We start from the raw sequence: 22,790 nt of genomic DNA, 5'->3' as shown, positions 1-22,790 counted from the left end.
TCATGAACGAACCAGTCGACAGACGGCACTTCATCGCCACCACCGCCTCAGGGGCCGCGGCCGTGATGCTCACCGCCGCCGCGGGCGGCACCGCGGCGGCGGCCACGCCCGGCGCCGCACCGCCCGCGGCCCCACGGGGGGCCCGGGCGCTGACCAGCGTCCGGCCCTTCCCGCTCACCGCCGTGACCCTGCTGTCCGGCGCCTTCAAGGACAACCAGTCCCGCAACACCGCCTATCTGCGCTTCGTCGACATCGACCGGCTGCTGCACACCTTCCGGCTCAACGTCGGCATCGCCAGCAGCGCCCGGCCCTGCGGCGGCTGGGAGAGCCCCACCACCGAACTGCGCGGCCACAGCACCGGCCACCTGCTGTCCGGCCTCGCCCTGACCTACGCCAACACCGGCGACGCCGCACTGCTCGACAAGAGCCGCAAGCTGGTCGCCGCGCTCGCCGCCTGCCAGGCCAAATCCCCGGCCGCCGGCTACGGCACGGGCTATCTGTCGGCGTTCCCGGAGAACTTCTTCGACCGGCTGGAGGCCGGCAGCGGCGTCTGGGCCCCGTACTACACCATCCACAAGATCATGGCCGGACTCGTCGACCAGTACCGGCTCGCGGGCAGCGACCAGGCCCTGGAGACCGTGCTGCGCCAGGCCGCCTGGGTCGACACGCGCACCGGAAGGCTCGGCTACGACCAGATGCAGCGCGTCCTGGAGACCGAGTACGGCGGCATGAACGACGTCCTCGCCGATCTGCACGCGATCACCGGCGACAGCCGGTGGCTGAAGGTCGCCGAACGCTTCACCCACGCCCGCGTCTTCGACCCGCTCGCCCGGAACGAGGACCGGCTCGCCGGCCTCCACGCCAACACCCAGATCCCCAAGATGGTCGGCGCCCTGCGGCTGTGGGAAGAGGGGCTGGACAGCCGCTACCGCACCATCGGCGAGAACTTCTGGAAGATCGTCACCGATCACCACACGTATGTCATCGGCGGCAACAGCAACGGCGAGGCCTTCCACGAACCGGACGCCATCGCCGCCCAGCTCAGCGGTAGCTGCTGCGAGAACTGCAACAGCTACAACATGCTCAAGCTCACCCGGCTGATGCACTTCCACGCGCCCGAGCGCACCGACCTGCTCGACTACTACGAGCGCACTCTGTTCAACCAGATGCTCGGCGAACAGGACCCCGACTCGGCCCACGGCTTCAACATCTACTACACGGGCCTCGCCCCCGGCTCCTTCAAACAGCAGCCGTCCTTCATGGGCCCCGACCCGAACCAGTACTCCACCGACTACGACAACTTCTCCTGCGACCACGGCAGCGGCATGGAGACCCACGCCAAGTTCGCCGACACCATCTACACCCGCGGCGACCGCAGCCTCCTGGTGAACCTCTTCATCCCCTCCGAGGTGCGCTGGCAGGAGAAGGGCATCACCTGGCGCCAGACCACCGGCTTCCCCGACCAGCAGACCACCACCCTCACCGTCACCTCCGGCGCCGCCTCCCTGGAACTGCGGGTGCGGATCCCCTCGTGGGCGTCCGGGGCCCGCGCCACGCTCAACGACAGCACCCTCCCCGACCAGCCGAAACCCGGCAGCTGGCTGATCATCGACCGGCAGTGGAAGACCGGCGACCGGGTCGAGGTGACCCTGCCGATGAAGCTGCGGCTCGACCCCACCCCCGACGACCCCGACATCCAGGCCGTGCTGTACGGGCCCGTCGTGCTCGCCGGGGCGTACGGCGACCGCACCGGCATGGCCATGCCGCGCCTCGAACAGGACTCCGTGGTCCAGCAGGCCACCAGCCCGATGCGCTTCACCGCCACCGCGGACGGGCAGAGCGTCACCCTGCTGCCCGTCGCCCGCGTCCACCACCAGCACTACAACGTGTACTGGCTGAGCGGCCAGCCGCCCACCCCACCGCCCGCCTTCGCCGCCTGGTACCGCTTCGACGAGACCTCCGGCACCACCGCCGCCGACGCCACCGGCCGAGGCAAGACCGCCCGGCTCACCGGCGGCGCCACCTGGACCACCGGCAGGGCCGGCAGCGCCGTCGCGCTGAACGGCACCGACGGATATGTGACCCTCGCCGAAGACCTCCTCGCGGGCGCCACCGCGTACACGCTGGCCACCTGGGTCCGGCTGGACGGCACCCCCGCCCAGTGGACCCGGATCTTCGACATCGGCACCGGTGTCACCGCCAACATGTTCCTCACCCCGGTCGCCGACTCCGGCAAGCTGCGCTTCGCCATCACCGCGGGCGGAGGCGGCGCGGAACAGCGCATCGAGGCCGCTCCGCTGCCCACCGGCCAGTGGACCCATGTCGCCGTCGCCTACGGCAGCGGCACCGCCGTGCTCTACGTCGGCGGGCGCGAGGCCGGGCGCAACACCCGCGTCACCGTCGAACCCGCCGATTTCGGCAACCACATCCGCGCCGCCTACCTCGGCAAGTCGCAGTACCCCGACCCGTACCTCAGGGCCGCGTTCGACGACTTCCGCGTGTACGGCCGGACACTCAGCGCGAATGAGGTCGCCACGCTGGCCGAAAGCTGACAAGCTCGGGCGGGCGGGCCACGGCCCGCCCGCCCCCGTACCGACCGGCATGGACAAGGACGACGTACATGGCCCACCTCGCGGCGGAGAACCGCTACGACTCCATGCAGTACCAGCGCTGCGGGCGCAGCGGTGTGCTGCTGCCGAAGGTCTCGCTCGGCCTGTGGCACAACTTCGGCGACACCCACCCGCTCGAGACCCAGCGCGCCGTGCTCCGCCGCGCCTTCGACCTCGGCGTCACCCACATCGACCTGGCCAACAACTACGGGCCGCCACCCGGCAGCGCCGAGACCAACTTCGGCTCGATCTTCGCCCAGGACTTCCGCCCCTACCGCGACGAGCTGTTCATCGCGAGCAAGGCCGGATACCTGATGTGGCCCGGGCCGTACGGCGAGTGGGGCTCGCGCAAGTACGTGCTGGCCAGCCTCGACCAGTCGCTGACCCGCATGGGCCTGGACTACGTCGATGTGTTCTACTCCCACCGCTTCGACCCGGACACCCCGCTCGAAGAGACGATGGGGGCGCTCGACAGCGCCGTACGGCAGGGCAAGGCCCTCTACGCCGGGCTGTCGAACTACCCGCCCGAGGCCATCGCGGAGGCGGCCGCGATCCTCAAGGATCTGCGCACCCCCTACCTGATCAACCAGCATCCGTACTCGATGCTCCAGCGCGGGGTCGAGGGCGGGGTGCTGGAGGCCTCCGCCGCGGCCGGCGCCGGTGTCATCGCCTTCTCGCCGCTCGCCCAGGGCCAGCTCACCGACCGCTATCTGAACGGTGTGCCCGCCGACTCCCGCATGGCGCTCGGCCACTTCCTCAAGCGCGACGCGCTCACCGAGGAGCGCCTCGCGCTGCTGCACGCCCTCAACAAGATCGCCGGGGAGCGCGGCCAGACCCTCGCCCAGCTGGCGCTGGCCTGGGTGCTGCGGGATCCGCGGGTGGTGTCCGTGCTGATCGGCGCGAGCAGCGTCGCCCAGCTGGAGCAGAACGTCGCGGTCCTGGACTCGCCCGGCTTCAGCGACGCCGAGCTGGCCGAGATCGACCGCCTCTCCGCCGAGGCGGGCGTCGACATCCCCTGATCAACCGCCGTGTCCCCGCTCCCGGCACCGGGAGCGGGGACACGGCGCGCCCTTGGGTCAGCGGCCGGTGAAGCGCGGAGCGCGCTTCTCACGGAACGCGGCCATCCCCTCGGACTGGTCCTCGGTGGCGAACAGCGCGTGGAAGGCGCGCCGTTCGAACAGCATCCCCTCGCGCAGCCCCACCTCCAGCGCCCGCTCCACCGCCTCGCGCGCCGCCATGACGGCCGGTGTGCCGTACGAGGCGACGGTCGCGGCCACCGCCGCCGCCTCCGCCATCAGCCGGTCGTCCGGGATGACCCGGGAGACCAGCCCGGCGCGTTCCGCCTCCTGCGCGCCCATGGTGCGCCCGGTGAGGATCAGGTCCATCGCCTTGGCCTTTCCGACCAGTTTCGTCAGCCGCTGGGTGCCGCCGATGCCCGGGATCACGCCCAGTTTGATCTCCGGCTGACCGAAGGTGGCCGATTCGGCGGCCAGGATGATGTCGCACATCATCGCCAGCTCACAGCCGCCGCCCAGCGCGTAGCCGGACACCGCCGCGATCTTGGGGGTGCGCAGCGCGGCGAAGGCGTCCCAGCCCGCGAAGTAGTCCTCGGCGAACATCTCGACGGACGTCCTGGGCTCCATCTCCTTGATGTCGGCGCCCGCCGCGAACGCCCGCTCCGAGCCGCGGATCACGAAGCAGCCGGTCCCGGGATCGCGGTCCAGCGGACGCAGCGCCTCGACCAGTTCGGCCAGCAGCCCGCCGCTGAGCGCGTTGAGCACCTCGGGGCGGTGCAGCGTCACGGTGACGACGCGCTCATGTCGCTCGATCTTGATGAAGTTCACGGTGTCTCCCTCGGGGGTGAGCGGTTCTACGAGTCCCAGATGGCGCCGTACGCGGGGATCCCGCGGCACTCCAGGCCGTGGACCACCTGCCAGGTGAGCTTCTTGTTGGAGATGCAGATGACGGCCTCGGCCCCGAAGTCCGCGTACGCGGCGTGGGCGAGCCGGACCATGTCGGGCTTGCCGTGTTCGGAGGTGTCCCAGATGACCGCGTCGGGCTGGACGGCAAGGATCTCGTCCACCAGGGCGTCGCCGTAGGTCGTACGGGGCGTGCGGGTCGCCCACACCAGCCGTGCCGGGACCTGCTGGGCCAGCAGATGGGGGAGGCAGGGGCCGATGCCGCTGCCGGTGGCCACGTAGACCACCTTGCGGAACAGCGTCTCGATGTTGGCCACGCCCGCGGTGGTGATGCCCTTCACCCAGACCCGGGACGGCGCGTCGTCGATGAATTTCCCGGTCCAGTCCCCGGCGCGGGAGATGGTGAGCCGGAAGCCCGACTCGCCGGGCGCGGGCACATTGGCGAACGAGTGCCATTCCCGCAGCGGGCTGCGGCTGATCGCGGTCGAGGACCCGGCGAAGGGCGTCACTCCGTGGTGGAAACGGGCGAGCGCCACATGCGCGGAGGGGCGCTCGACGGCCACCGCCACCCGGCGCAGCCGCAGCCACGGCAGCGCCACACTGAAGGTGATCAAGGCCAGTACCCAGACCCCCGGCGCCGTCAGCAGCCGCCCGGCGGCGGACCCGCCGCCGGGCCCGTCGAGGGTGGTCAGCACGGTCTGCGCCCAGAAGAGCGCGAGCGCCGCCCAGCCGCCGAAGCGGTGCGTCCTCTCGAAGTGGTCGTGGAACCGTGCCCGGAAGGGCGGCAGCGCGGTGGCCGTGATCCCCAGCAGCAGGACGACCAGGGCGTACGAGACGGCGAGCGTCGCGGCCGGGGCGGCGTGCCGGGTCAGCGAGCCCACCAGGGCGAGGAACCAGACCGTGCCCGCGAGGGCCCCGCCGACGTGCACCCCGCCGAAGTGGTAGACCTTGGCCAGCGTCCACCGGATCCTCAGCGGCCAGCTGACGGGCGGCGCGGTGGCCATGCGGAAGAGCAGATTGATGACGTACTGCTGACGGATGACGATGGCGACCGCGAAGTTGACGAGCGCCGCGTCGGAGAGCGTACGAGGCGGCAGGCCCTCGCCCGAACGGGACAGCAGGAAGGCCAGGTTGACCGCGAGGACCAGGGCGATGAGGCGGTTGTAGTGCATCAGGCGCGGATGCTTCAGCAGCCCGCGCAGCCCCGGTGTCCGGGGCGGCAGCGGCGGCTGCGCGGCGCGCGGCGGCGCTTCGGCGCGGGGTGTGGTCATGACGCCACCCCACCGGCCGTGCGGCGCTCGGCGGCCAGCCGCAGCAGGGCCGCCTTGTCGACCTTGCCGCGGCTGGTGAGCGGCAGCACCGGCAGGGTGTGGACGGCCACCGGCACGCAGTAGTAGGGGAGGGCCCGGGCCACGGCCCGCAGCGCCGCATCGGGGTCGACCCGCAGCGGGGCGGCGAAGGACACCAGACTGCGGTCGTCCAGCTTGAGCGTCACCGCGCGGACGCAGCCGGGGACCGCCTCGAGGACGGCCGACACCGAGTCCAGTTCGACCCGGAAACCCCGCACCTTGACCTGGTCGTCGGTGCGGCCCAGATGTTCCAGCTCGCCGTCGGGCGTCCAGCGGCCCAGGTCGCGGGTGCGGAACATCAGCCGCCCGCCGCCGAGGAACGGATCGGGCGCGTACCGTTCCGCGGTGAGCCGCGGATTGCGCAGATAGCCCGCCGACACGCAGTCGCCGCCCGCCCACATCTCGCCGGTCTCGCCGATGGCGCACGGGCGCCGCTCGGCGTCCAGGACATACACGGTGTTGTTGGGGGTCGGCCGTCCGATGGTCAGCCGCAGCGCCGCCGGGTCATGGCGCTGCATGGTGTTGACGATGGTGGTCTCGGTCGGCCCGCACGCGTTGTAGAAGGCGCAGACCCGGGCCCAGCGGTCCGCGAGCGAGCGCGGACACGGCTCCCCGGCGACGGCCGCCACCTTGATCCGTGCGCACAGCTCCGGGTCGACCGCGCTGAGCACGGTCGGGGTCGCGATGACCACGTCAACCCGGCGTACCGTCGCGGCGATGTCGGCGCCGCGGATGACGAGGGTGGCGCCGTGGCTCAGACAGCCGAGGATCTCCCACGCGGCCATGTCGAAGGCCACATTGAGGATCTGGGACACCCGCATCCCGGGCCGCATCCCCAGGTCCCCCGGCTCGGTGAGCAGGAGGTTGCACACATTGCGATGGGTGACGGTGACCCCGTTGGGCGCTCCCGTGGTGCCGGAGGTGAAGAGCACATAGCAGCCGTCGTCCGGCGTCACGGGCCGGGCGGGCACGAAGGGGCGTCCGGTCTCCTCACCGTCGAAGGGTTCGGCCATCGCGGTGTCGAGCGGGATGACGGTGTGGCCGGGCGGCACCGGTATCCGGTCCGCGTAGCCGGACGTCGTCAGGATCACCCGGGTCGATGCCGTGCGGATGACATGGCCGAGCTGGGCCGGGGGCGCCAGCCCCACGTCCTGCGGCACATAGGCCGCGCCCGCCTTCAGGGTGGCCAGCAGGCCGACGAGCAGGGGGAGGGAGCGCCGGACGAACAGCGCGACGTGATCACCGGGGCGTACGCCCAGCCGGACGAGCCGGGCCGCCAGCCGTCCGGCCTGCCGGTCCAGCTCCCCGTAGGTGATCGTCTCGCCGAGGTGCTCGGCCGCGACGGCCAGCGGGGAAGCGGCGGCGTGCCGCTCGATGGCCTGGTGGATCAGGGAACAGGACAGCGTGGCCACCGGCCCCTGGCCGTACCGCTGGAACAGCCGCCGGTCCATGCCGGAGAGGTGCCGAAGGGGATCGGCGGGCCAGTCCGGGGCTGCGCCCGGAAGCCTGCCGGGTTGCTGACGCACGGTGTGTATCCGCATATGTCGCCCACTCTCGTTCGACAAGTCGGTCATCGTTCGGCTGATGGAGCCGGGTGCGGGCACAAGGGGCCCAGGTGCGGGTGAAGGGTGAAAAGTGATGAGCCGTATGAGGTGCGAAGGTGGCACTTCGGCGAAAAAATCAGGACGCCGCCGACCCGGTCACAAGCACATCGTGTGGCATGTGGTGATCAGCCGTCTCGCTTGTTCGAGAGCTTAAGGACCCGTGCGGGGCGCATGGAAGACGGGCGATGGGCGCAAGTTGGCCAGGATCCCACTAGAGTGCGCCCGCGCGGAAAGGTACGCCTTGTGGCCTTGATGACGACCTGGTAATGACCGAAGCGGGGCGGCACCCCCGAAACTGACAGCGCATCAGCCTGCCCGCCGATGGCCGAGATCCGCCCCGGATGATGCGGGCGGGGCGTCCCGATAGCATGAACGGCCCGCCCGCACCGCCCACGCATCGCCGCACGGAGACAGAACCTTGGCCACACAACGGATCCCGGTCCTTCTCATCACGGGTTTCCTGGGTTCCGGAAAAACCACGATGCTCAACCATCTGATGCGCGACAGCGTGGACACCCGGATCGGGGTCATCGTCAACGACTTCGGCAGCATCAACATCGACGCCATGGCCGTCGCCGGACAGGTCGACTCGATGATCCCCATCGAGAACGGCTGTCTGTGCTGCGCCGCGGACGCCTCCGAGATGGACGAAATGCTCGACCGGCTCACCGACCCGGAGCTGCACATCGACGTCATCGTGATCGAGGCGAGCGGCCTGGCCGAACCGCAGAGCATGATCCGTACGCTGCTGTCCAGCGGCAATGAGCGCATCCGCTACGGGGGTCTGGTGGAGGTCGTGGACGCCGCGGAGTTCGCGAGCACCCGCGACCGCCATCCCGAGCTGGACCGCCATGTGCGCGACGCCGACCTGATCGTGCTGAACAAGACCGACCGGGTGGGGGAGGACGAGCGGGGGCGCGTTCTGGAAACCGTCGCCGGGATCGCCCCGGGGCTGCCCGTCATCACCGCCGAACACGGCCGCGTCGACCCCGGACTGCTCTTCGACCACGAGCCCCGGGACACTCCCGAAGAGCGTTTCTGGCAGCTGTCGTTCGCCGATGTGTGCGCCGAGGACCACGACCACGACCGCCATCTCCACGCCGCGTACCAGAGCGTCGAATTCACCTCGGCCGAGCCGCTGGACCCGCGCCGCTTCATGGCATTCCTCGACGCCCGGCCCGCGGGCCTGTACCGCCTCAAGGGCTTCGTCCACTTCGCGGGCGCCGACCCGCGGCCCACCTACGGACTGCACGCCGTCGGCGGGTACCTCCGGTTCCAGCCGGTGCCCTGGGAGCGCGGGGAACCCCGCACCACCCAGCTGGTGATGATCGGTACCGGCATCGACGCCGACACCCTCACCAAGCGGCTGACCGACTGCGTCGCGACCCGCCCGGAGGAGGTGGATGAGCGGCACATGATGGGGGTGCTGCGCTACGTGGACCAAGCGGACTAGTGGATTCCCTATGCCCGGATGCGCAACCCTTTGGCAACTCCAGCTGTCCTGGTGGGTGTACGTGAGGTAAACGCTCACCAACGAGCTGGAGGATATGTGCGGCCCCGTTCCCTTTCCACCGTCGCGCGCTGCGCCACGGTGGTCGCGCTTGTGACCACCCCCGCCTTACTCGCCGCCCCCTCGGCGGGCGCCGCCGAGGCCCGCGCCACCGCCGCGGCTTCCGCGCCGCGGGCCGACTTCAACAAGGACGGTTACGCGGACCTCGCCGTCTCCGCGCCGGCCGGCACCGTGGACGGCAAGGCCAAGGCCGGTTATGTCGCCGTCGTCTACGGATCGGCCTCGGGCACGGACACCGCCCACCGGCAGATCATCAGCCAGGCCACCGAGGGCGTCCCCGGCGAACCCGACGCCTCGGCGTACTTCGGAAGCCGGACGGTCGCCCGCGACCTGGACGGCGACGGCTACACCGACCTGGCGATCGAGGTCGGCGACAAGCCGGCCGTCACCGTCCTGTGGGGCTCGGCCAACGGCCTGACCGGCGGCACCCAGCTGCCCGAGGGTGACGGCGACAACTTCGGCTCCAGCATCATCGCCGGCGGCGACTTCAACGGCGACGGCCACGCCGACCTGGTCGATCAGGTCATCGTCAACAAGGGCTCGGACCTGGACGAGCGGACCGGACTGCGCGTCCGGTTCGGACCGTTCAACCGTGCGGGCGAAGCGGCGGGGAGCGCCACCGTCGACACCAACAAGATCGACCGGCCGACCAGCCTGACCGCGGGCGACCTCAATGGTGACGGCAAGGACGAGCTGGTCAGCACCCACGCCTTCGAGGAGATGTCCGAGGCCACCCTCGTCTGGAAGGGTGGCACGGACGGGCTCGGGAAGACGCCCACCAGGCTCACCGACGCCGCCACCACCGCCATCGGCGACGTCGACAAGGACGGCTACGGCGACCTGATCGTGCGCACCGTCCCCGACAACGTCGTCGAGGAACTGCCGTACGACCACGGCACGCTCAAGGTGTTCTACGGCACCGCTTCGGGGCCGAGCACCACCCGCACCAAGACCATCGACCAGAACACCGCCGGGGTGCCGGGCGTCAACGAGGACGGCGACCAGTTCGGCTACTCGCTCAGCGCCGACGACGTCAACGGCGACGGCTACGCGGACGTCGCGGTCGGCATCCCGTACGAGGACCTGGAGGCCGGCCAGAAGGACGCGGGCAGCGTCGTCCAGCTGTACGGCGGCTCGGGCGGGCTGTCCGGCACCGGTGCCCAGGCGTTCACCCAGGACACCGCCGGGGTCCCCGGCGTCGCGGAGGCGGGCGACCGCTTCGGCGCGGCGGTGCGGCTCACCGACACCAACGGCGACGGCGCGGCGGACCTCGCCGCCGGTGCCCCCGACGAGGACGGCGCCCACGCCACCAGCGGTGCCGCCTGGGTGCTGCGCGGCAAGGCGGCCGGGCTCACGACCGACGGCGTCGTCTCCTTCGGGCCCGACACACTCGGCGCCCCGGAAGCGGGCGCGGCCCTGGGGGCCGGTTTCTCGCGGTAACCGGGACCCGGTGACGGGTTGCGGACGCCGAACGATCCGCCGTGCGCCACTAGTTGACGTTTCTTCATGTCTACTGGACGGTAGTGTCCATGGCGACGCATGGGACGCGAGGCACCGCGACTTTGAGGCTACGGAACGGCCGACCCCGAGCGGGTCGTACAGGGCTGCTCGGGGCGGCCGTTCTGCTGGTGGCCGCGGTCGCGGCCCCGGGCACCCCGGCGGCCGCCGCCGAGACGCCCTGGTTCGACGGACGGGCCGCGGACGAGGTGACCACGGACGGGGCCCGGTTCGCCGACGGCCACGGCCGCGAGGTCGTGCTCCGCGGCTTCAACGTCTCCGGCGAGACCAAGCTGGAGGAGAACGGAGGCCTCCCCTTCGCCGATGTCGCCGACGCCCGGAAGTCCGCCGCCGCGATGCGGAATCTGACCGGGGCGAACTCGGTGCGCTTCCTGCTCTCCTGGGCCCACGCCGAACCCCGGCCCGGCGAGGTGGACACCGGCTACCTGGAGCAGGCCACCGCCCAGATGAAGGCCTTCCTCGACGCCGGAATCCGGGTCTTCCCCGACTTCCACCAGGACCTCTACTCCGGCCACCTCTTCGACAAGGACAGCTGGTACAGCGGCGACGGCGCCCCGAAATGGGTCGTCGACGCGGGCGGCTACGGCAAGGAGTCCTGCGGCATCTGCGCCCACTGGGGCCAGAACATCACCCAGAACCAGGCCGTCATGAAGGCCACCCGCGACTTCTGGCACAACCGCGCGCTGACCACCGGCGCCGGAACCGTGCGCGTCCAGGACGCCTTCCTCGCCACCGCCGAGAAGACCATGTCCTACTTCGCCCAGCACCTCTCCGCCGACGCGTTCGCCCGCGTCACCGGCTTCGACCCGCTCAACGAGCCCTACGCGGGCGTCTACGACGACGGTGAGAAGAGCCGCACCTGGGAGAAGAACGTGCTGTGGCCGTTCTACGAGAAGTTCCGCGCCCGCATGGACGCCGCCGGCTGGCGGGACAAACCCGCCTTCGTCGAGCCCAACATGTTCTGGAACTCCAACCTGGACTTCCAGCGCCAGGAGGGCGGGCTGCTCGACGTGGGGAAGCCCGGCTCCCGCTATGTCTTCAACACCCACTACTACGACCAGAAGGCCATCTCCGGCATCTTCATGCCCGGCAAGGCCGCCGACGGCCAGTACTCGACCGACTTCGGCGCCGTCCGCGACCGCGCCACCGCCCTGGGCACCCCGGCCGTCATGAGCGAGTTCGGCCATCCGCTCACCGGCTTCACCTCCGACAAGGCGCCCACCGTCCTCAAGGGCATGTACCAGGCGCTCGACTCCCGCCTCCCCGGCGCCACCTGGTGGATCAGGCCCGCCGCCTCCGGCCCCGCCCTCTCCTCCACCCAGTGGCAGTGGGACATCTACAACGGCCGCCACCACGAGGCGATGAACGGCAACACCTCGAAGGTCCTCACCGACGGCGACGCCTGGAACGACGAGGACCTCTCCGCCGTACGCCTCGACGACTCCGGCAACGCCCAGCTGCGTCAGGACGCCCGGCTGCTCGACCGCCTCTACCCGCGTGCCGTGGCGGGCCGCACGCTCGCGTTCACCTTCGAGGACCGCTCACGCGACGGCGGTACCACCCTCAGCTGGGACCGCATCCCCAGCTCACTCCCCAACGTCGCGCGACTCACCGGCTCCGGCCGCTACGGCCTCCTGGTGTGGCGCTCCGACGGCCGCACCGACGCCCCCACCGAACTGCACCTGCCCCGCGACTTCGACCCCGCCACCACCACCGTCGTCTCCGACCTGGGCGCCGTCACCGGCCCGCCCGCGTACACCGCCCAGGGGCACACCGCCGACCACCCCATCGCCACCGCGGCCGAGCCCGGCGGCGCCGACACCCGCCGTCTGGTGCTCTCCGCGCCAGAAGACACCGGCACCCTGCACTACGCCCTCGTCGCCGACGGCACCGCCGCCCCCTCGGCGGAACTGCGCGCCGCCGCCCAGCGGGAACTGACCCGATGGGCGGCGGACAGCGGATTCTGAGGCCCGGGGGCCTCGTCACCAGCGGTGGTGCACCTGCGCACGGATCCGCCGGTCGTACAGCTCGCCGATGGCGTCCAGGGTGGGCCGCGGCAGCGGCGGCAGCGCCGCCGCCGCCGCGTTCGCCCGCGCCTGCTCGGGGGAGCGCGCGCCGGGGATGACCGAGGTGACCCCCGGCTGCTGGACGATCCACCGCAGCGCCGTCTGCGCGGGCGTGGCGCCCTCCGGCGCCAGCTTCCCGAACTCCACCGCCGCCTCGACGCCCTCCGCGAAGTCCACCCCCGAGAAGGTCTCGCCCTAGTCGAACATCTCGCCGTGCCGGTTGTACGTACGGTGGTCGTCGTCGGCGAACAGCGTGTCCTTGGTGTACCTGCCCGACAGCAGACCGGACGCCAGCGGCACCCGCGCGATGATCCCCACCCCGGCCTCGGCCGCCGCCGGAACCACCTTCTCCAGCGGCTTGAGCCGGAACGGGTTGAGGATGATCTGCACGCTCGCCGTTCCCGGCCGGGCGATCGCCGTCAGCGCCTCCTCACACGTCTCCACGCTGACCCCGTACGCCGCCACCCGCCCCTCGTCCACCAGCGTGTCCAGCGCGTCGAACACCGCGTCGGTGGCGTGCACCGAGGACGGCGGGCAGTGCAGCTGCACAAGATCGAGCGTGTCCACGCCCAGGTTGGCGCGTGAACGATCGGTCCACGCGCGGAAGTTGTCCAGCGTGTAGTTCTCCGCGGCCTGCGGCATCGCCCGCCGCCCCATCTTGGTGGCCACGAAGATCCCGGCGTCCGGCCGGTCCCGCAGAAAGCGCCCGATGAGCTGCTCGCTGCGCCCGTCCCCGTACACATCGGCGGTGTCGAAGACCGTCACCCCCGACTCGACGGCCGCCTCCAGTACGGCCAGGGCGTCCGCCTCGCTGACATCGCCCCAGCCCGCGCCCAGCTGCCAGGTCCCCAGCCCGACGACGGAGACCTCGCGGCCGGTCCGGCCGCACACCCGCTGCTCCATGGTCACGCTCTCCTCCCGCGATCTCCTGTGATGCGGCTCACCGTACCCGCACCGGCCGAACACCGTTCCGTCGCCCTGTCCGGCCCCTCGCGGGCGGCCTCCCTCGCCGGGTAGCCTGGCGGGCATGCTTTGACGCCCGCCCCGCGCCCGGGGTCCACCGGCCACTCCTTCGCCTCCGCTCCCACAGCCGACGAAGGAGAAAACAGCCATGACCATCCTGACCGTCGCCCTGCTCCAACTCGCCCCTCCCGGCCGAGACCTGCGGGCGAACCTCGCCACCGGTGACGCCGCCTGCCGCCGGGCCAAGGCCCTCGGTGCGGACATCGCGCTCTTCCCCGAGATGTGGAGCAACGGCTACCGCCCGGCCGCCGCCGACCTGTCCGGCGACGACGTCTACCGCCATCCCCGGCGATGGGACGGCGCGCCGCCCGCGCCGCCGCTGCCCGCGCACGAGACCATATGGGGCGACGAGGCGATCACCCGCGACGGACCCTTCGTCGCCCACTTCCGCGAGCTGGCGGCCGAACTCGACATGGCCATCGCGCTCACCTATCTGGAGAGCTGGGACGGGCCGCCGCGCAACACCGTCTCGCTCATCGACCGCCACGGCCGCCTCGCCCTCACCTACGCCAAGGTGCACACCTGCGCCTTCGACGTGCCCGAGGCCGTCCTCACCCCGGGGGAGGGCTTCGAGGTGTGCGCCCTGGACACCGCGGCGGGCGAGGTCATGACGGGGGCGATGATCTGCTACGACCGGGAGTTCCCGGAGAGCGCCCGCGCCCTGATGCTCGCCGGTGCGGAACTCGTCCTCACCCCGAACGCCTGCGATCTGGAGATCAACCGGCTCAGCCAGTTCCGGGCCCGCGCGTACGAGAACATGACCGCCCTGGCCATGGCCAACTACGCGGGACCCGGCTGGGGGCACTCCATCGCCTTCGACGGCATCTCCTTCGCCGACGGGCGCTCCCGGGACATGCTCGTGATCGAGGCGGGCGAGGCCGAGGGCGTCTACCCGGCGGTCTTCGACCTCGACGCGCTCCGCGACCACCGGCGCCGCGAAACCTGGGGGAACGCGTTCCGGCGCCCCGCCGCCTACCGTGCCCTGACGAGCCATGAGGTGCGCGAGCCGTTCGTACGAGTGGATGGCAGCGGTGCCCGGCCGCCCGGCGCGGACACTCCCCAACGGTTGTCAAGTACCTACAAAAACATCATGTGAGCTGCGGCGATTGCTGTCGGGGTACCGGCCGAGTAGGGTATTCCGCATGTCAGCACTCAATGTGGAATTCAGCGATCGGGAACTTGAGGACCTCCGCCAGATCGCCAAGGAACGCGGGACGACGATGAAGGCCATCGTCCGCGAGGCGACCGTCGCCGACATCGCCCGCCACCGCGCTCTGCAGGAAGGTGCCGAGGTCTTCCGCCGGTTCTTCGCGGACAACGCGGACGCCTTCGCGGACGCGTTCCCGGACGACGAACACCGCGGACAGGCCGCCTGACGATGCCGCCGCTTCATATCGACGTCCCGTGGCTGCTCCAGCGCCATGAGGAGGTCCTGCCCGAACAGCCGGCCATCTCCGACTTCTCGGGGCTGGTCGCCGCCGTGGCCCGCCACCGCGTCGACCCGCCGCGCCTGGGTGTCGATCCCGACCCGGCGTGGCGGGCCGCGGCGCTGCTGCACACGCTCGCCATGCTCAGGCCGCTCCCGGCGAGCAACGCGCGCTTCGCCAGCGCGACCGCCGTGGCCTATATGCACGCGTCCGGCGAGGGCATCGACCCGCCCTACGGCGCGCTGATCGACCTGGTCCGCGACATCCTGTCCAGCAAGGCGGACGTCTTCGACGCGGCGGGCCGCATCCGCTCCTGGCGCATCTGACCGCTGCGTTCCGCTCAGCCTGCGGGAACCGAGGCGGCCTCGGCCGCCCGCGCCTCCGCTATCTGCGCCCGTTCCGCGTCGGCGAGCAGCGAGTGGCCGGTGGCCAGGACGGCGATGCCGAGGGCGACGGCGGCGGCCCCCACGTAGAACGGGGTGTGCACCCCGGTGCGCTCGGCCAGCTTGCCCGCGGCGTACGGCGCAAGACCGCCACCGATGAACCGGACGAAGCCGTACGCGGCCGAGGCGACGGGCCGTTCGACGGGCGCGACGGTCATCACCGCCTGGGTGGTGATGGTGTTGTTCACGCCGATGAAGGCACCCGCCACGACGACCGCCGCGATCAGAGTCGCCCTGGAATCGGTGAACACCGCGATGACGAGGATGTCGAGGGCGAACAGCGTCAGATTCAGATACAGCGCGCGGGCTATGCCCAGCCGGGCCTGCAGCCAGGGCGCGCCGAAGACGGAGAAGAAGGCGACGAACAGGCCCCAGCCGGTGAACACGTAGCCCAGCTCATGGGTGCCCAGGTCCATCGGGAAGGGCGCGTAGCCCAGCACCGTGAAGAAGCCCCAGTTGTAGAGAAGCGCGGTCAGCCCCATGGTGAGCAGCCCGCGGTGGCGCAGCGCCCTCAGCGGGTCCAGGACCGAGGCGCGGCGCACCGGGGTGGGGGTGGGCTCGACGAGCACGATGGTCGCGATCAGGGCGATGGCCATGAGGACCGACACGCCGAAGAACGGCCCGCGCCAGCTGATGCCGCCGAGTTCCCCGCCGAGCAGCGGGCCGACCGCGATGCCGATGCCGAGGGCGGTCTCGTAGAGGATGATGGCGCCCGCGAAGCCGCCGCTGGCCGAGCCGACGATGACGGCCAGCGAGGTGGCGATGAACAGGGCGTTCCCCAGCCCCCAGCCCGCGCGGAAGCCGACGATCCCGTCGATGCCACCGGACGCCCCCGCCGCCGCGCTGAAGAGCACGATGAGCACCAGACCGGCGACCAGGGTGCGCTTGGCACCGATGCGGCTGGAGACGAAACCGGTGACCAGCATGGCCACCGCCGTGACCACCAGATAGCTGGTGAACAGCAGCGACACCTGGCTGGGCGTGGCCCGCAGCTTGCTGGAGAGGGCGGGCAGGATCGGATCCACGAGGCCGATGCCCATGAAGGAGATGACACACGCGAAGGCGACGGCCCACACGGCCTTGGGCTGCTTGAAGGGACTGCTGGTGCGAGGATCGGCGGACAAGAAGGGCTCCGTTCAGGAAGCGGAACCCCCCGGGGGCCTGCGGGTCCGCCCCGCGCCTGTCGCCAGCCGCCGGAGGGCGGGGGCTGCGGCGCGGACGGCGGTGGCGAGTGCCTGTTCGTCCTCGGGGGGCAGGGTGGCGAGCAGCCCGGCCAGCCGGGCGGTGCGGTCGCGGCGCCGTTCGGCGAGCAGTGCGCGCCCGCCGTCGGTGATGGCCACCAGCACCACGCGCCCGTCGTGCGGATCGTCGACCCGGGTCACCAGGTCCTGCCGCTCCAGCCGCTGGATCAGCTGGGTCATCGAGGGCTGGCTGACGCCCTCGTCGGCGGCGAGTGCGGTGAGCCGGGCCGGGCCCTCCCGGTCCAGGCGGCCGAGCGTGGAGGCGGCGGTGAAGCTGATGTCCCGGGTGGCCAGATGACGCACCGCGAGAAACGCCAGCCGCTCCAGCGCCTCCGCGACCTCCTCACGGGCCTCGGTGACCTCGGTGCCCGGGGTTTCCGGCGAGCCGGACTGATGCATGTACTCCACACGTACATATGTATCACGGGTCTATATAGACGGGCTATACACCGGCGCCGGGCGATTCCGCCGGGCTCAGCGGAAGATGCCGGTGTGGCCGAGGGAGTAGCGGCCCGGCTGCGGATAGACGGCGAGTCCGTGCGGGCCGCCGCCCACCGGGATCCGGGCGCGGAGCCGCCCGGTGCGGGTGTCGATCGCGTACACCTCGCCGTTGTAGCGGCCCGAGAGCCACAGCACCTTGCCGTCGGAGGACACCCCGCCCATGTCGGGGCTGGTGGCGCCGGGCAGCCGCCAGCGGCCGGTGAGCTTGCCGGTCTTGAAGGACAGCAGGGAGATCGTGCCCTCGCCGCGGTTGGAGATGTAGAGGGTGCGGGAGCCCCGGCTGACGTAGAGGCCGTGGGTGCCCTTGCCGGTGGGCAGCAGCCGGGGGCGGCCGAAGGTGTCCCCGTTCAGCACCCACACCCCGTTCGCCACCATGTCGGCGACGTACCAGGTCTTCCCGTCCGGTGAGATCTTGACGTCCTGCGGCATGGCCCCCGCGAGCGGCAGCCGCTGCTTGGCCACCACCTTCATCCGGGCCGTGTCCACCTTCAGCAGCTCGCCGGAGAACTCGCAACTGACGATGAAGTAGCGCCCGTCGGGGGAGAAGTCCGCGTGGTTGACGCCGAGGCACGTCACCGGCACCGACTTCACCACCCGCATGGTGTGCGCGTCCCGGAACACCAGGGCCCGGTCCTTGGAGGCCATCACCACGGCATGCTTGCCGTCCGGGGTGAAGTAGAGGTTGTACGGATCGTGGACGTCCACCGGGCGGCCCACCCGGCCGGTCGCGGGATCGATCGGGGTGAGGCTGTTGCCGAGGTCGTTGTTGACCCACAGCGTCTTCAGATCCCACGACGGCACCACATGCTGCGGCTGGTGGCCGACCCGGACGGTGCGCACCACCTTGTACGTCTTCGGGTCGATCACGCTCACCGTGTCCGACAGGGTGTTGGGCACGTACACCCGCGACGGAAAGCCCTTCACCGCCCGCGACAATTTGCCCGGCCGGTCCGCCGCGTACAGGTCGCGCGGATCGAGTGGCGGCGGCATGCCCGGCAGCAGACGCGCCCGGGCCGCCTTCCCGGCCGCGGACCGCACCCCGGCCGAGTGGTGCGGCATCGCCGACTTCCGCGGATGGGAGGCGTGCTCGGAGGAGGAGGCACACGCCGGGACCACCCCGCAGCACAGCAGCAGCGCCGCGACCACGCGCGGCGCGGGGAGGCGGCGTCCCGGGGAAAGCCGTGTCGCACGGCCCGGTGTCGTGCGGCTCGGGCGGCGGGTCGGGCTGGCCACGGAAGGTCCTCCAGCGGTGAGGGGAGCGCGGCCGTGCCGGACTGCGGTGGGGCCGTCGGCCCAAGATTGTCACCGCCCCCGCCCACCGGCACCCGCCCACGTCCAAGCAGGTGAGCGGCGTACCGCCGGTGGCCGACGACGCGCCCGGAGCGGCGGCGTAGGATCGCGGCCGGCCGCGGGAGCGCCCCGCGGCCGACCGGCGAAAGGGCGGGAAGGATGCGCTTCGGACTGCTGGGCACCGGACACTGGGCGGCCGAGACCCACGGCGCGGCGCTCGCCGCGCACCCCGACGCGGAACTGGCCGGGATCTGGGGCCGCGACCAGGCCAGGGCGGCGGCGCTGGCGGACCGCTACGGCACCCGCGCCTATGCCGACGCCGACGCGCTGATCGCCGACGTCGACGCGGTCGCCGTCGCCCTCCCGCCGGACATCCAGAGCGGCCTCGCCGAGCGTGCCGCCCTGGCCGGGCGCCATCTGCTGCTGGACAAGCCGCTGGCCTTCACCACCGCTGCCGCCGACCGGATCGTGGCGGCCACCGAGGAGCGTTCGTCGGCCTCGGTGGTCTTCTTCACCCGCCGCTTCGCCGCGCCCGTCGCGTCGTTCCTGGACCGTGCCGCGGCGGCCGGGGGCTGGGACGGCGGCCGGGCCACCGGCTTCGGTTCCATATTCCGGTCCGGCAGCCCCTACGGCGGCTCCCCCTGGCGCCGCGAACGCGGCGGGCTGTGGGACGTCGGTCCGCACGCTCTGTCGCTGCTGCTGCCGGTGCTGGGCCCGGTGGCCGAGGTCACCGCCCTCGACGGACCGCGTGGCGCCGCGCACGTACTGCTGCGGCACCGCTCCGGCGCGGTCGGCACCCTCGCGCTCACCCTGGACGCCCGGCCCGCCGCCGTCGGCTTCGGCTGCGACTTCTACGGGGAACAGGGGACGGCCGAGGTGCCCGACCCCGGGACCACGGCGGTGGAGGCGTTCACCACGGCCGTCGACCGGCTGCTGGCCGGCGCCCGGGACGGCGTGCCCGACCCCTGCGACGTGCGGTTCGGCCGCGAGGTGGTCGCCGTGCTGGAGGCCGCCGACCGCTCCCGCCGCGAGGGCCGCACGGCCGTACCGGGCTGAGGCGTTCCCCGCGACCGCCGCCGGTCGCCGGAGACCGCGCCGCATATTCCGGCGGACGCTGGGGAACCGGGAGCCATGACCAAGCTCTGCCTGCCGGCGGGCATCGGGGCCTGCCTGTTCGACCTCGACGGAGTACTGACCCGGACCGCCGTGGTGCACGCGGCGGCGTGGAAGCAGATGTTCGACGAGTTCCTGCGACGCCGCGACGGACCCTCCTTCCGCCCCTTCGACAAGACCACCGACTACGACGAGTACGTCGACGGCCGCCCGCGCGCCGACGGCGTACGCACCTTCCTGGCCTCCCGGGACATCGACCTCCCCGAGGGCAGCGCGGACGACCCGCCCGACAAGGACACCGTCCAGGGGCTCGGCAACCGGAAGAACATCCTCGTCCTGGAGAAGATCCGGGAGGACGGCGTCGAGGCGTACCCCGGATCGGTGCGCTTCGCCGAGGCCGTGCGCGCCGCCGGGCTGCGCACCGCGGTCGTCTCCTCCAGCGCCAACTGCCGCGACGTGCTGGTCGCCGCCGGTATCGAGCATCTCTTCGAGGTGCGGATCGACGGCGTGGTCGCCGCCGAGCGGGGGCTCCCGGGCAAACCGAACCCGGACACCTTCCTGGAGGCCGGCCGGGAACTGGGTGCCGCCCCCGCCGAGGCGGCCGTCTTCGAGGACGCCCTGGCGGGCATGGAGGCGGGTCGCGCCGGCCGCTTCGGCTACGTCGTCGGAGTGGACCGGGTCGGCCAGGCCGACGCGCTGCGCGAACACGGCGCCGACATCGTCGTCAAGGATCTCGCCGAGCTGCTGGAGGGCCCCTCGTGATCACCGATTCCTCGTACGCCGTCGATCCCTGGCAGCTGCGCGAGACCGCGCTCCGCCTCGATCTGCTGCCGCAGAGCGAGTCGGTGTTCGCGCTCTCCAACGGCCATGTCGGCTGGCGCGCCAACCTCGACGAGGGCGAGCCGCACGGACTGCCCGGCTCCTACCTCAACGGTGTGCACGAGCTGCGCCCGCTGCCGTACGCGGAGGCCGGATACGGCTATCCCGAAGCCGGCCAGACCATGATCAACGTCACCAACGGCAAGGTCATCCGGCTGCTGGTGGACGACGAGCCCTTCGACCTGCGCTACGGGCGGCTCCGCTCCCACGAGCGCGTGCTCGACCTGCGGGCCGGCCTGCTGCACCGCACCTGCGAATGGACCTCCCCGTCGGGAACCAGCGTGCGCGTCCGCTCGACCCGGCTGGTCTCCCTCACCCAGCGGTCCATCGCCGCGATCGCCTACGAGGTGGAGGCGCTGGACGCCGAGATCCGTGTCGTCGTCCAGTCCGAACTGGTCGCCAACGAGCAGCTGCCGGAGCGCGGCGGGGACCCCCGGGTCGCCTCCGCGCTGGAGAGCCCGCTGGAACCGGAGGAGCACGCCGCCGTCGACAAGCGGCTGCGGCTGATCCACTGCACCAAGGCCAGCCGGCTGCGGGTCGGCGCCGCCGCCGATCACCTGATCACCGGGCCGTCGCCCACCCGTCACGTCAGTGAAAGCGCCGACGACGTCGCCCGCCTCACCGTCACCTCCGTCCTCAAACCGGGCGAGACGCTACGGCTGGAGAAGCTGGTCGCCTACGGCTGGTCCGGCACCCGTTCACTGCCCGCCGTACGCGACCAGGTCGAGGCGGCGCTCGCCGGAGCCGCCTCCACCGGCTGGGAGGGCCTGGTCGAACAGCAGCGCGCCTGGCTGGAGGACTTCTGGGCCCGCGCCGACGTCGAGGTCGAGGGCGACGCCGAGATCCAGCAGGCCGTACGGTTCGGCATCTTCCACGTCCTGCAGGCCGGCGCGCGCGCCGAGGAACGCGCCATCCCCGCCAAGGGCCTCACCGGCTCCGGCTACGACGGACATTCCTTCTGGGACGCCGACACCTTCGTCCTGCAACTGCTGAACTACACCTACCCCGAGGCGGTCGCCCAGGCGCTGCGCTGGCGCCAGTCCACCCTGCCCGCCGCCCGGGAGCGGGCGCGCCAGCTGGGCCATGAAGGGGCCGCCTTTCCCTGGCGCACCATCGACGGCTCCGAGTGCTCCGCGTACTGGCCGGCCGGCACGGCCGCCTTCCACATCAACGCCGATGTGGCCGACGCCGTGGTGCGCTACGTCGCCGCCACCGGCGACGAGGAGTTCGAACGCGAGACCGGGGTGGAGATACTGGTGGAGACCGCCAGGCTGTGGCGCTCCCTGGGCCACCACGATCACCACGGCCGCTTCCACATCGACGGGGTGACCGGTCCGGACGAGTACAGCGCCATCGCGGACGACAACATCTACACCAACCTCATGGCCCAGTCGAACCTGCGCGCCGCGGCGGACGTCGTGGAGCGCCACCCGGACAAGGGGTTGGCGCTGGGCGCCGACGACGAGGAGGCCGCGACCTGGCGGGACGCGGCCGAGGCCATGACGGTCCCGTACAACAAGACGCTGAGCGTCCATGAACAGTCGGCCGACTTCACCGACCACCAGGAGTGGGACTTCCAGAACACCCACCCCAGCCAGTACCCCCTCATGCTCCACTTCCCCTACTTCGACCTGTACCGCAAACAGGTGGTCAAACAGGCGGACCTGGCCCTGGCCATGTATATGCGCGGCGAGTGCTTCACCGACGAGGAGAAGGCCCGCAACTTCGCCTACTACGAGCGCCTGACCGTCCGGGACTCCTCCCTGTCCGCCTGCGCCCAGGCGGTCATGGCCGCCGAGGTGGGCCATCTGCGGCTCGCCTACGACTACCTGGGCGAGGCGGCCCTGATGGACCTGCGGGACCTGGAGCACAACACCCGCGACGGCCTGCACATCGCCTCGCTGGCCGGTACCTGGATGGCGCTGGTCGCCGGGTTCGGCGGGATGCGGTACCGCGAGGGCAGCCTGTGCTTCTCGCCCAAGCTGCCGGAGAAGCTGGCCCGGCTGGCCTTCAGCGTGCAGGTGCTGCGACGGCGGCTGCGGGTGGAGATCACCGACCTCACCGTCACCTACACCCTGGTCGAGGGTGCCCCGCTGGAGATCCAGCACTACGGCCGGCCCATCACCGTCTCCGACAAGGCGCCCCAGAGGTGTGACGTGCCCGAACAGACCGCCCGCGCCGAGCCCCGGCAGCCCCCGGGCCGCCGCCCGGACCGGCGCGCCTGAGGCACCGCGACGA

Annotated in this window: 17 protein-coding genes and 1 pseudogene; 11 read left to right on the top strand and 7 right to left on the bottom strand. The window is 71.6% G+C overall.

The genetic code is table 11. From position 1 onward, the window contains the following. Positions 1-2 precede the first annotated feature (2 nt). Together ACFZCY_RS37050 and ACFZCY_RS37045 are read left to right on the top strand one after the other, a co-directional pair. Complete coding sequence (locus ACFZCY_RS37050) at positions 3-2,552, top strand: beta-L-arabinofuranosidase domain-containing protein (protein WP_391183625.1); 2,550 nt, start codon at positions 3-5, stop codon at positions 2,550-2,552. Between the two features lie 68 nt (positions 2,553-2,620). Beyond that, positions 2,621-3,628 (top strand): aldo/keto reductase, encoded by a 1,008-nt coding sequence (locus ACFZCY_RS37045; protein ID WP_391183621.1) that lies wholly within the window; start codon positions 2,621-2,623, stop codon positions 3,626-3,628. A 57-nt stretch (positions 3,629-3,685) separates the two neighbouring features. Here the strand turns inward: ACFZCY_RS37045 and ACFZCY_RS37040 are convergent, their stop codons facing one another. Genes ACFZCY_RS37040 through ACFZCY_RS37030 form a run of 3 tightly spaced genes read right to left on the bottom strand, consistent with a single transcriptional unit; the run spans position 3,686 to position 7,328 of the window. Then, positions 3,686-4,453: an enoyl-CoA hydratase-related protein gene (locus ACFZCY_RS37040; protein ID WP_391183618.1), complete on the bottom strand. Its 768-nt coding sequence runs from the start codon at positions 4,451-4,453 to the stop codon at positions 3,686-3,688. A gap of 26 nt (positions 4,454-4,479) precedes the next feature. Beyond that, positions 4,480-5,799, bottom strand: a complete 1,320-nt coding sequence (locus ACFZCY_RS37035; RefSeq protein ID WP_391183616.1) for a hypothetical protein — start codon at positions 5,797-5,799, stop codon at positions 4,480-4,482. After that, positions 5,796-7,328, bottom strand: a complete 1,533-nt coding sequence (locus tag ACFZCY_RS37030) for an amino acid adenylation domain-containing protein (protein WP_391183686.1) — start codon at positions 7,326-7,328, stop codon at positions 5,796-5,798. The genes ACFZCY_RS37035 and ACFZCY_RS37030 overlap by 4 nt, the downstream gene beginning before the upstream one ends. A 571-nt stretch (positions 7,329-7,899) precedes the next feature. Between ACFZCY_RS37030 and ACFZCY_RS37025 the strand changes: the two genes are divergently transcribed. From ACFZCY_RS37025 to ACFZCY_RS37015, 3 genes are all read left to right on the top strand, one after another. Next, on the top strand, positions 7,900-8,934 hold the full coding sequence (locus ACFZCY_RS37025) for a GTP-binding protein (RefSeq protein ID WP_391183613.1): 1,035 nt from the start codon (positions 7,900-7,902) through the stop codon (positions 8,932-8,934). A gap of 96 nt (positions 8,935-9,030) precedes the next feature. Then, positions 9,031-10,491: an FG-GAP-like repeat-containing protein gene (locus tag ACFZCY_RS37020; RefSeq protein WP_391183611.1), complete on the top strand. Its 1,461-nt coding sequence runs from the start codon at positions 9,031-9,033 to the stop codon at positions 10,489-10,491. Positions 10,492-10,580: 89 nt separating this feature from the next. After that, positions 10,581-12,536 (top strand): cellulase family glycosylhydrolase, encoded by a 1,956-nt coding sequence (locus tag ACFZCY_RS37015; protein WP_391183609.1) that lies wholly within the window; start codon positions 10,581-10,583, stop codon positions 12,534-12,536. Positions 12,537-12,551: 15 nt separating this feature from the next. Here the strand turns inward: ACFZCY_RS37015 and ACFZCY_RS37010 are convergent. Next, positions 12,552-13,538, bottom strand: a pseudogene (locus ACFZCY_RS37010) (aldo/keto reductase). A gap of 208 nt (positions 13,539-13,746) precedes the next feature. On the opposite strand from ACFZCY_RS37010, the gene ACFZCY_RS37005 reads away from it, so the two are divergent. The 3 genes from ACFZCY_RS37005 to ACFZCY_RS36995 are packed head-to-tail and all read left to right on the top strand — an operon-like array spanning position 13,747 to position 15,411. After that, positions 13,747-14,754, top strand: a complete 1,008-nt coding sequence (locus ACFZCY_RS37005) for a nitrilase-related carbon-nitrogen hydrolase (protein WP_391183606.1) — start codon at positions 13,747-13,749, stop codon at positions 14,752-14,754. 46 nt (positions 14,755-14,800) lie between these two features. Continuing rightward, a complete protein-coding gene (locus tag ACFZCY_RS37000; RefSeq protein WP_391183604.1) occupies positions 14,801-15,034 on the top strand; it encodes a hypothetical protein in 234 nt (77 codons plus the stop codon). A gap of 2 nt (positions 15,035-15,036) precedes the next feature. Next, the gene (locus tag ACFZCY_RS36995; protein WP_055553857.1) at positions 15,037-15,411 is read left to right on the top strand and encodes a hypothetical protein; all 375 of its coding nucleotides are present in this window, start codon (positions 15,037-15,039) and stop codon (positions 15,409-15,411) included. Positions 15,412-15,425: 14 nt separating this feature from the next. Here the strand turns inward: ACFZCY_RS36995 and ACFZCY_RS36990 are convergent, their stop codons facing one another. From ACFZCY_RS36990 to ACFZCY_RS36980, 3 genes are all read right to left on the bottom strand, one after another. Next, positions 15,426-16,652 (bottom strand): MFS transporter, encoded by a 1,227-nt coding sequence (locus ACFZCY_RS36990; protein WP_391183601.1) that lies wholly within the window; start codon positions 16,650-16,652, stop codon positions 15,426-15,428. A 12-nt stretch (positions 16,653-16,664) separates the two neighbouring features. Next, positions 16,665-17,168 (bottom strand): MarR family transcriptional regulator, encoded by a 504-nt coding sequence (locus ACFZCY_RS36985; protein ID WP_391183684.1) that lies wholly within the window; start codon positions 17,166-17,168, stop codon positions 16,665-16,667. A 75-nt stretch (positions 17,169-17,243) separates the two neighbouring features. Then, positions 17,244-18,329: a hypothetical protein gene (locus ACFZCY_RS36980; protein WP_391183681.1), complete on the bottom strand. Its 1,086-nt coding sequence runs from the start codon at positions 18,327-18,329 to the stop codon at positions 17,244-17,246. A 390-nt stretch (positions 18,330-18,719) separates the two neighbouring features. On the opposite strand from ACFZCY_RS36980, the gene ACFZCY_RS36975 reads away from it, so the two are divergent. The 3 genes from ACFZCY_RS36975 (at position 18,720) to ACFZCY_RS36965 (ending at position 22,777) form a co-directional block, all read left to right on the top strand. Continuing rightward, a complete protein-coding gene (locus ACFZCY_RS36975) occupies positions 18,720-19,616 on the top strand; it encodes a Gfo/Idh/MocA family oxidoreductase (RefSeq protein WP_391183598.1) in 897 nt (298 codons plus the stop codon). A 75-nt stretch (positions 19,617-19,691) separates the two neighbouring features. Next, the gene (locus ACFZCY_RS36970; RefSeq protein WP_391183595.1) at positions 19,692-20,435 is read left to right on the top strand and encodes a beta-phosphoglucomutase family hydrolase; all 744 of its coding nucleotides are present in this window, start codon (positions 19,692-19,694) and stop codon (positions 20,433-20,435) included. Beyond that, entirely contained in the window at positions 20,432-22,777 is a 2,346-nt protein-coding gene (locus ACFZCY_RS36965) for a glycosyl hydrolase family 65 protein (protein ID WP_391183592.1), read from the top strand. The genes ACFZCY_RS36970 and ACFZCY_RS36965 overlap by 4 nt, the downstream gene beginning before the upstream one ends. The last annotated feature ends 13 nt before the right edge of the window (positions 22,778-22,790 follow it).

Source organism: Streptomyces sp. NPDC007983 (genome assembly GCF_042958345.1).
Classification (GTDB): domain Bacteria; phylum Actinomycetota; class Actinomycetes; order Streptomycetales; family Streptomycetaceae; genus Streptomyces.
This window is presented reverse-complemented; position numbering and strand designations above follow the sequence as displayed.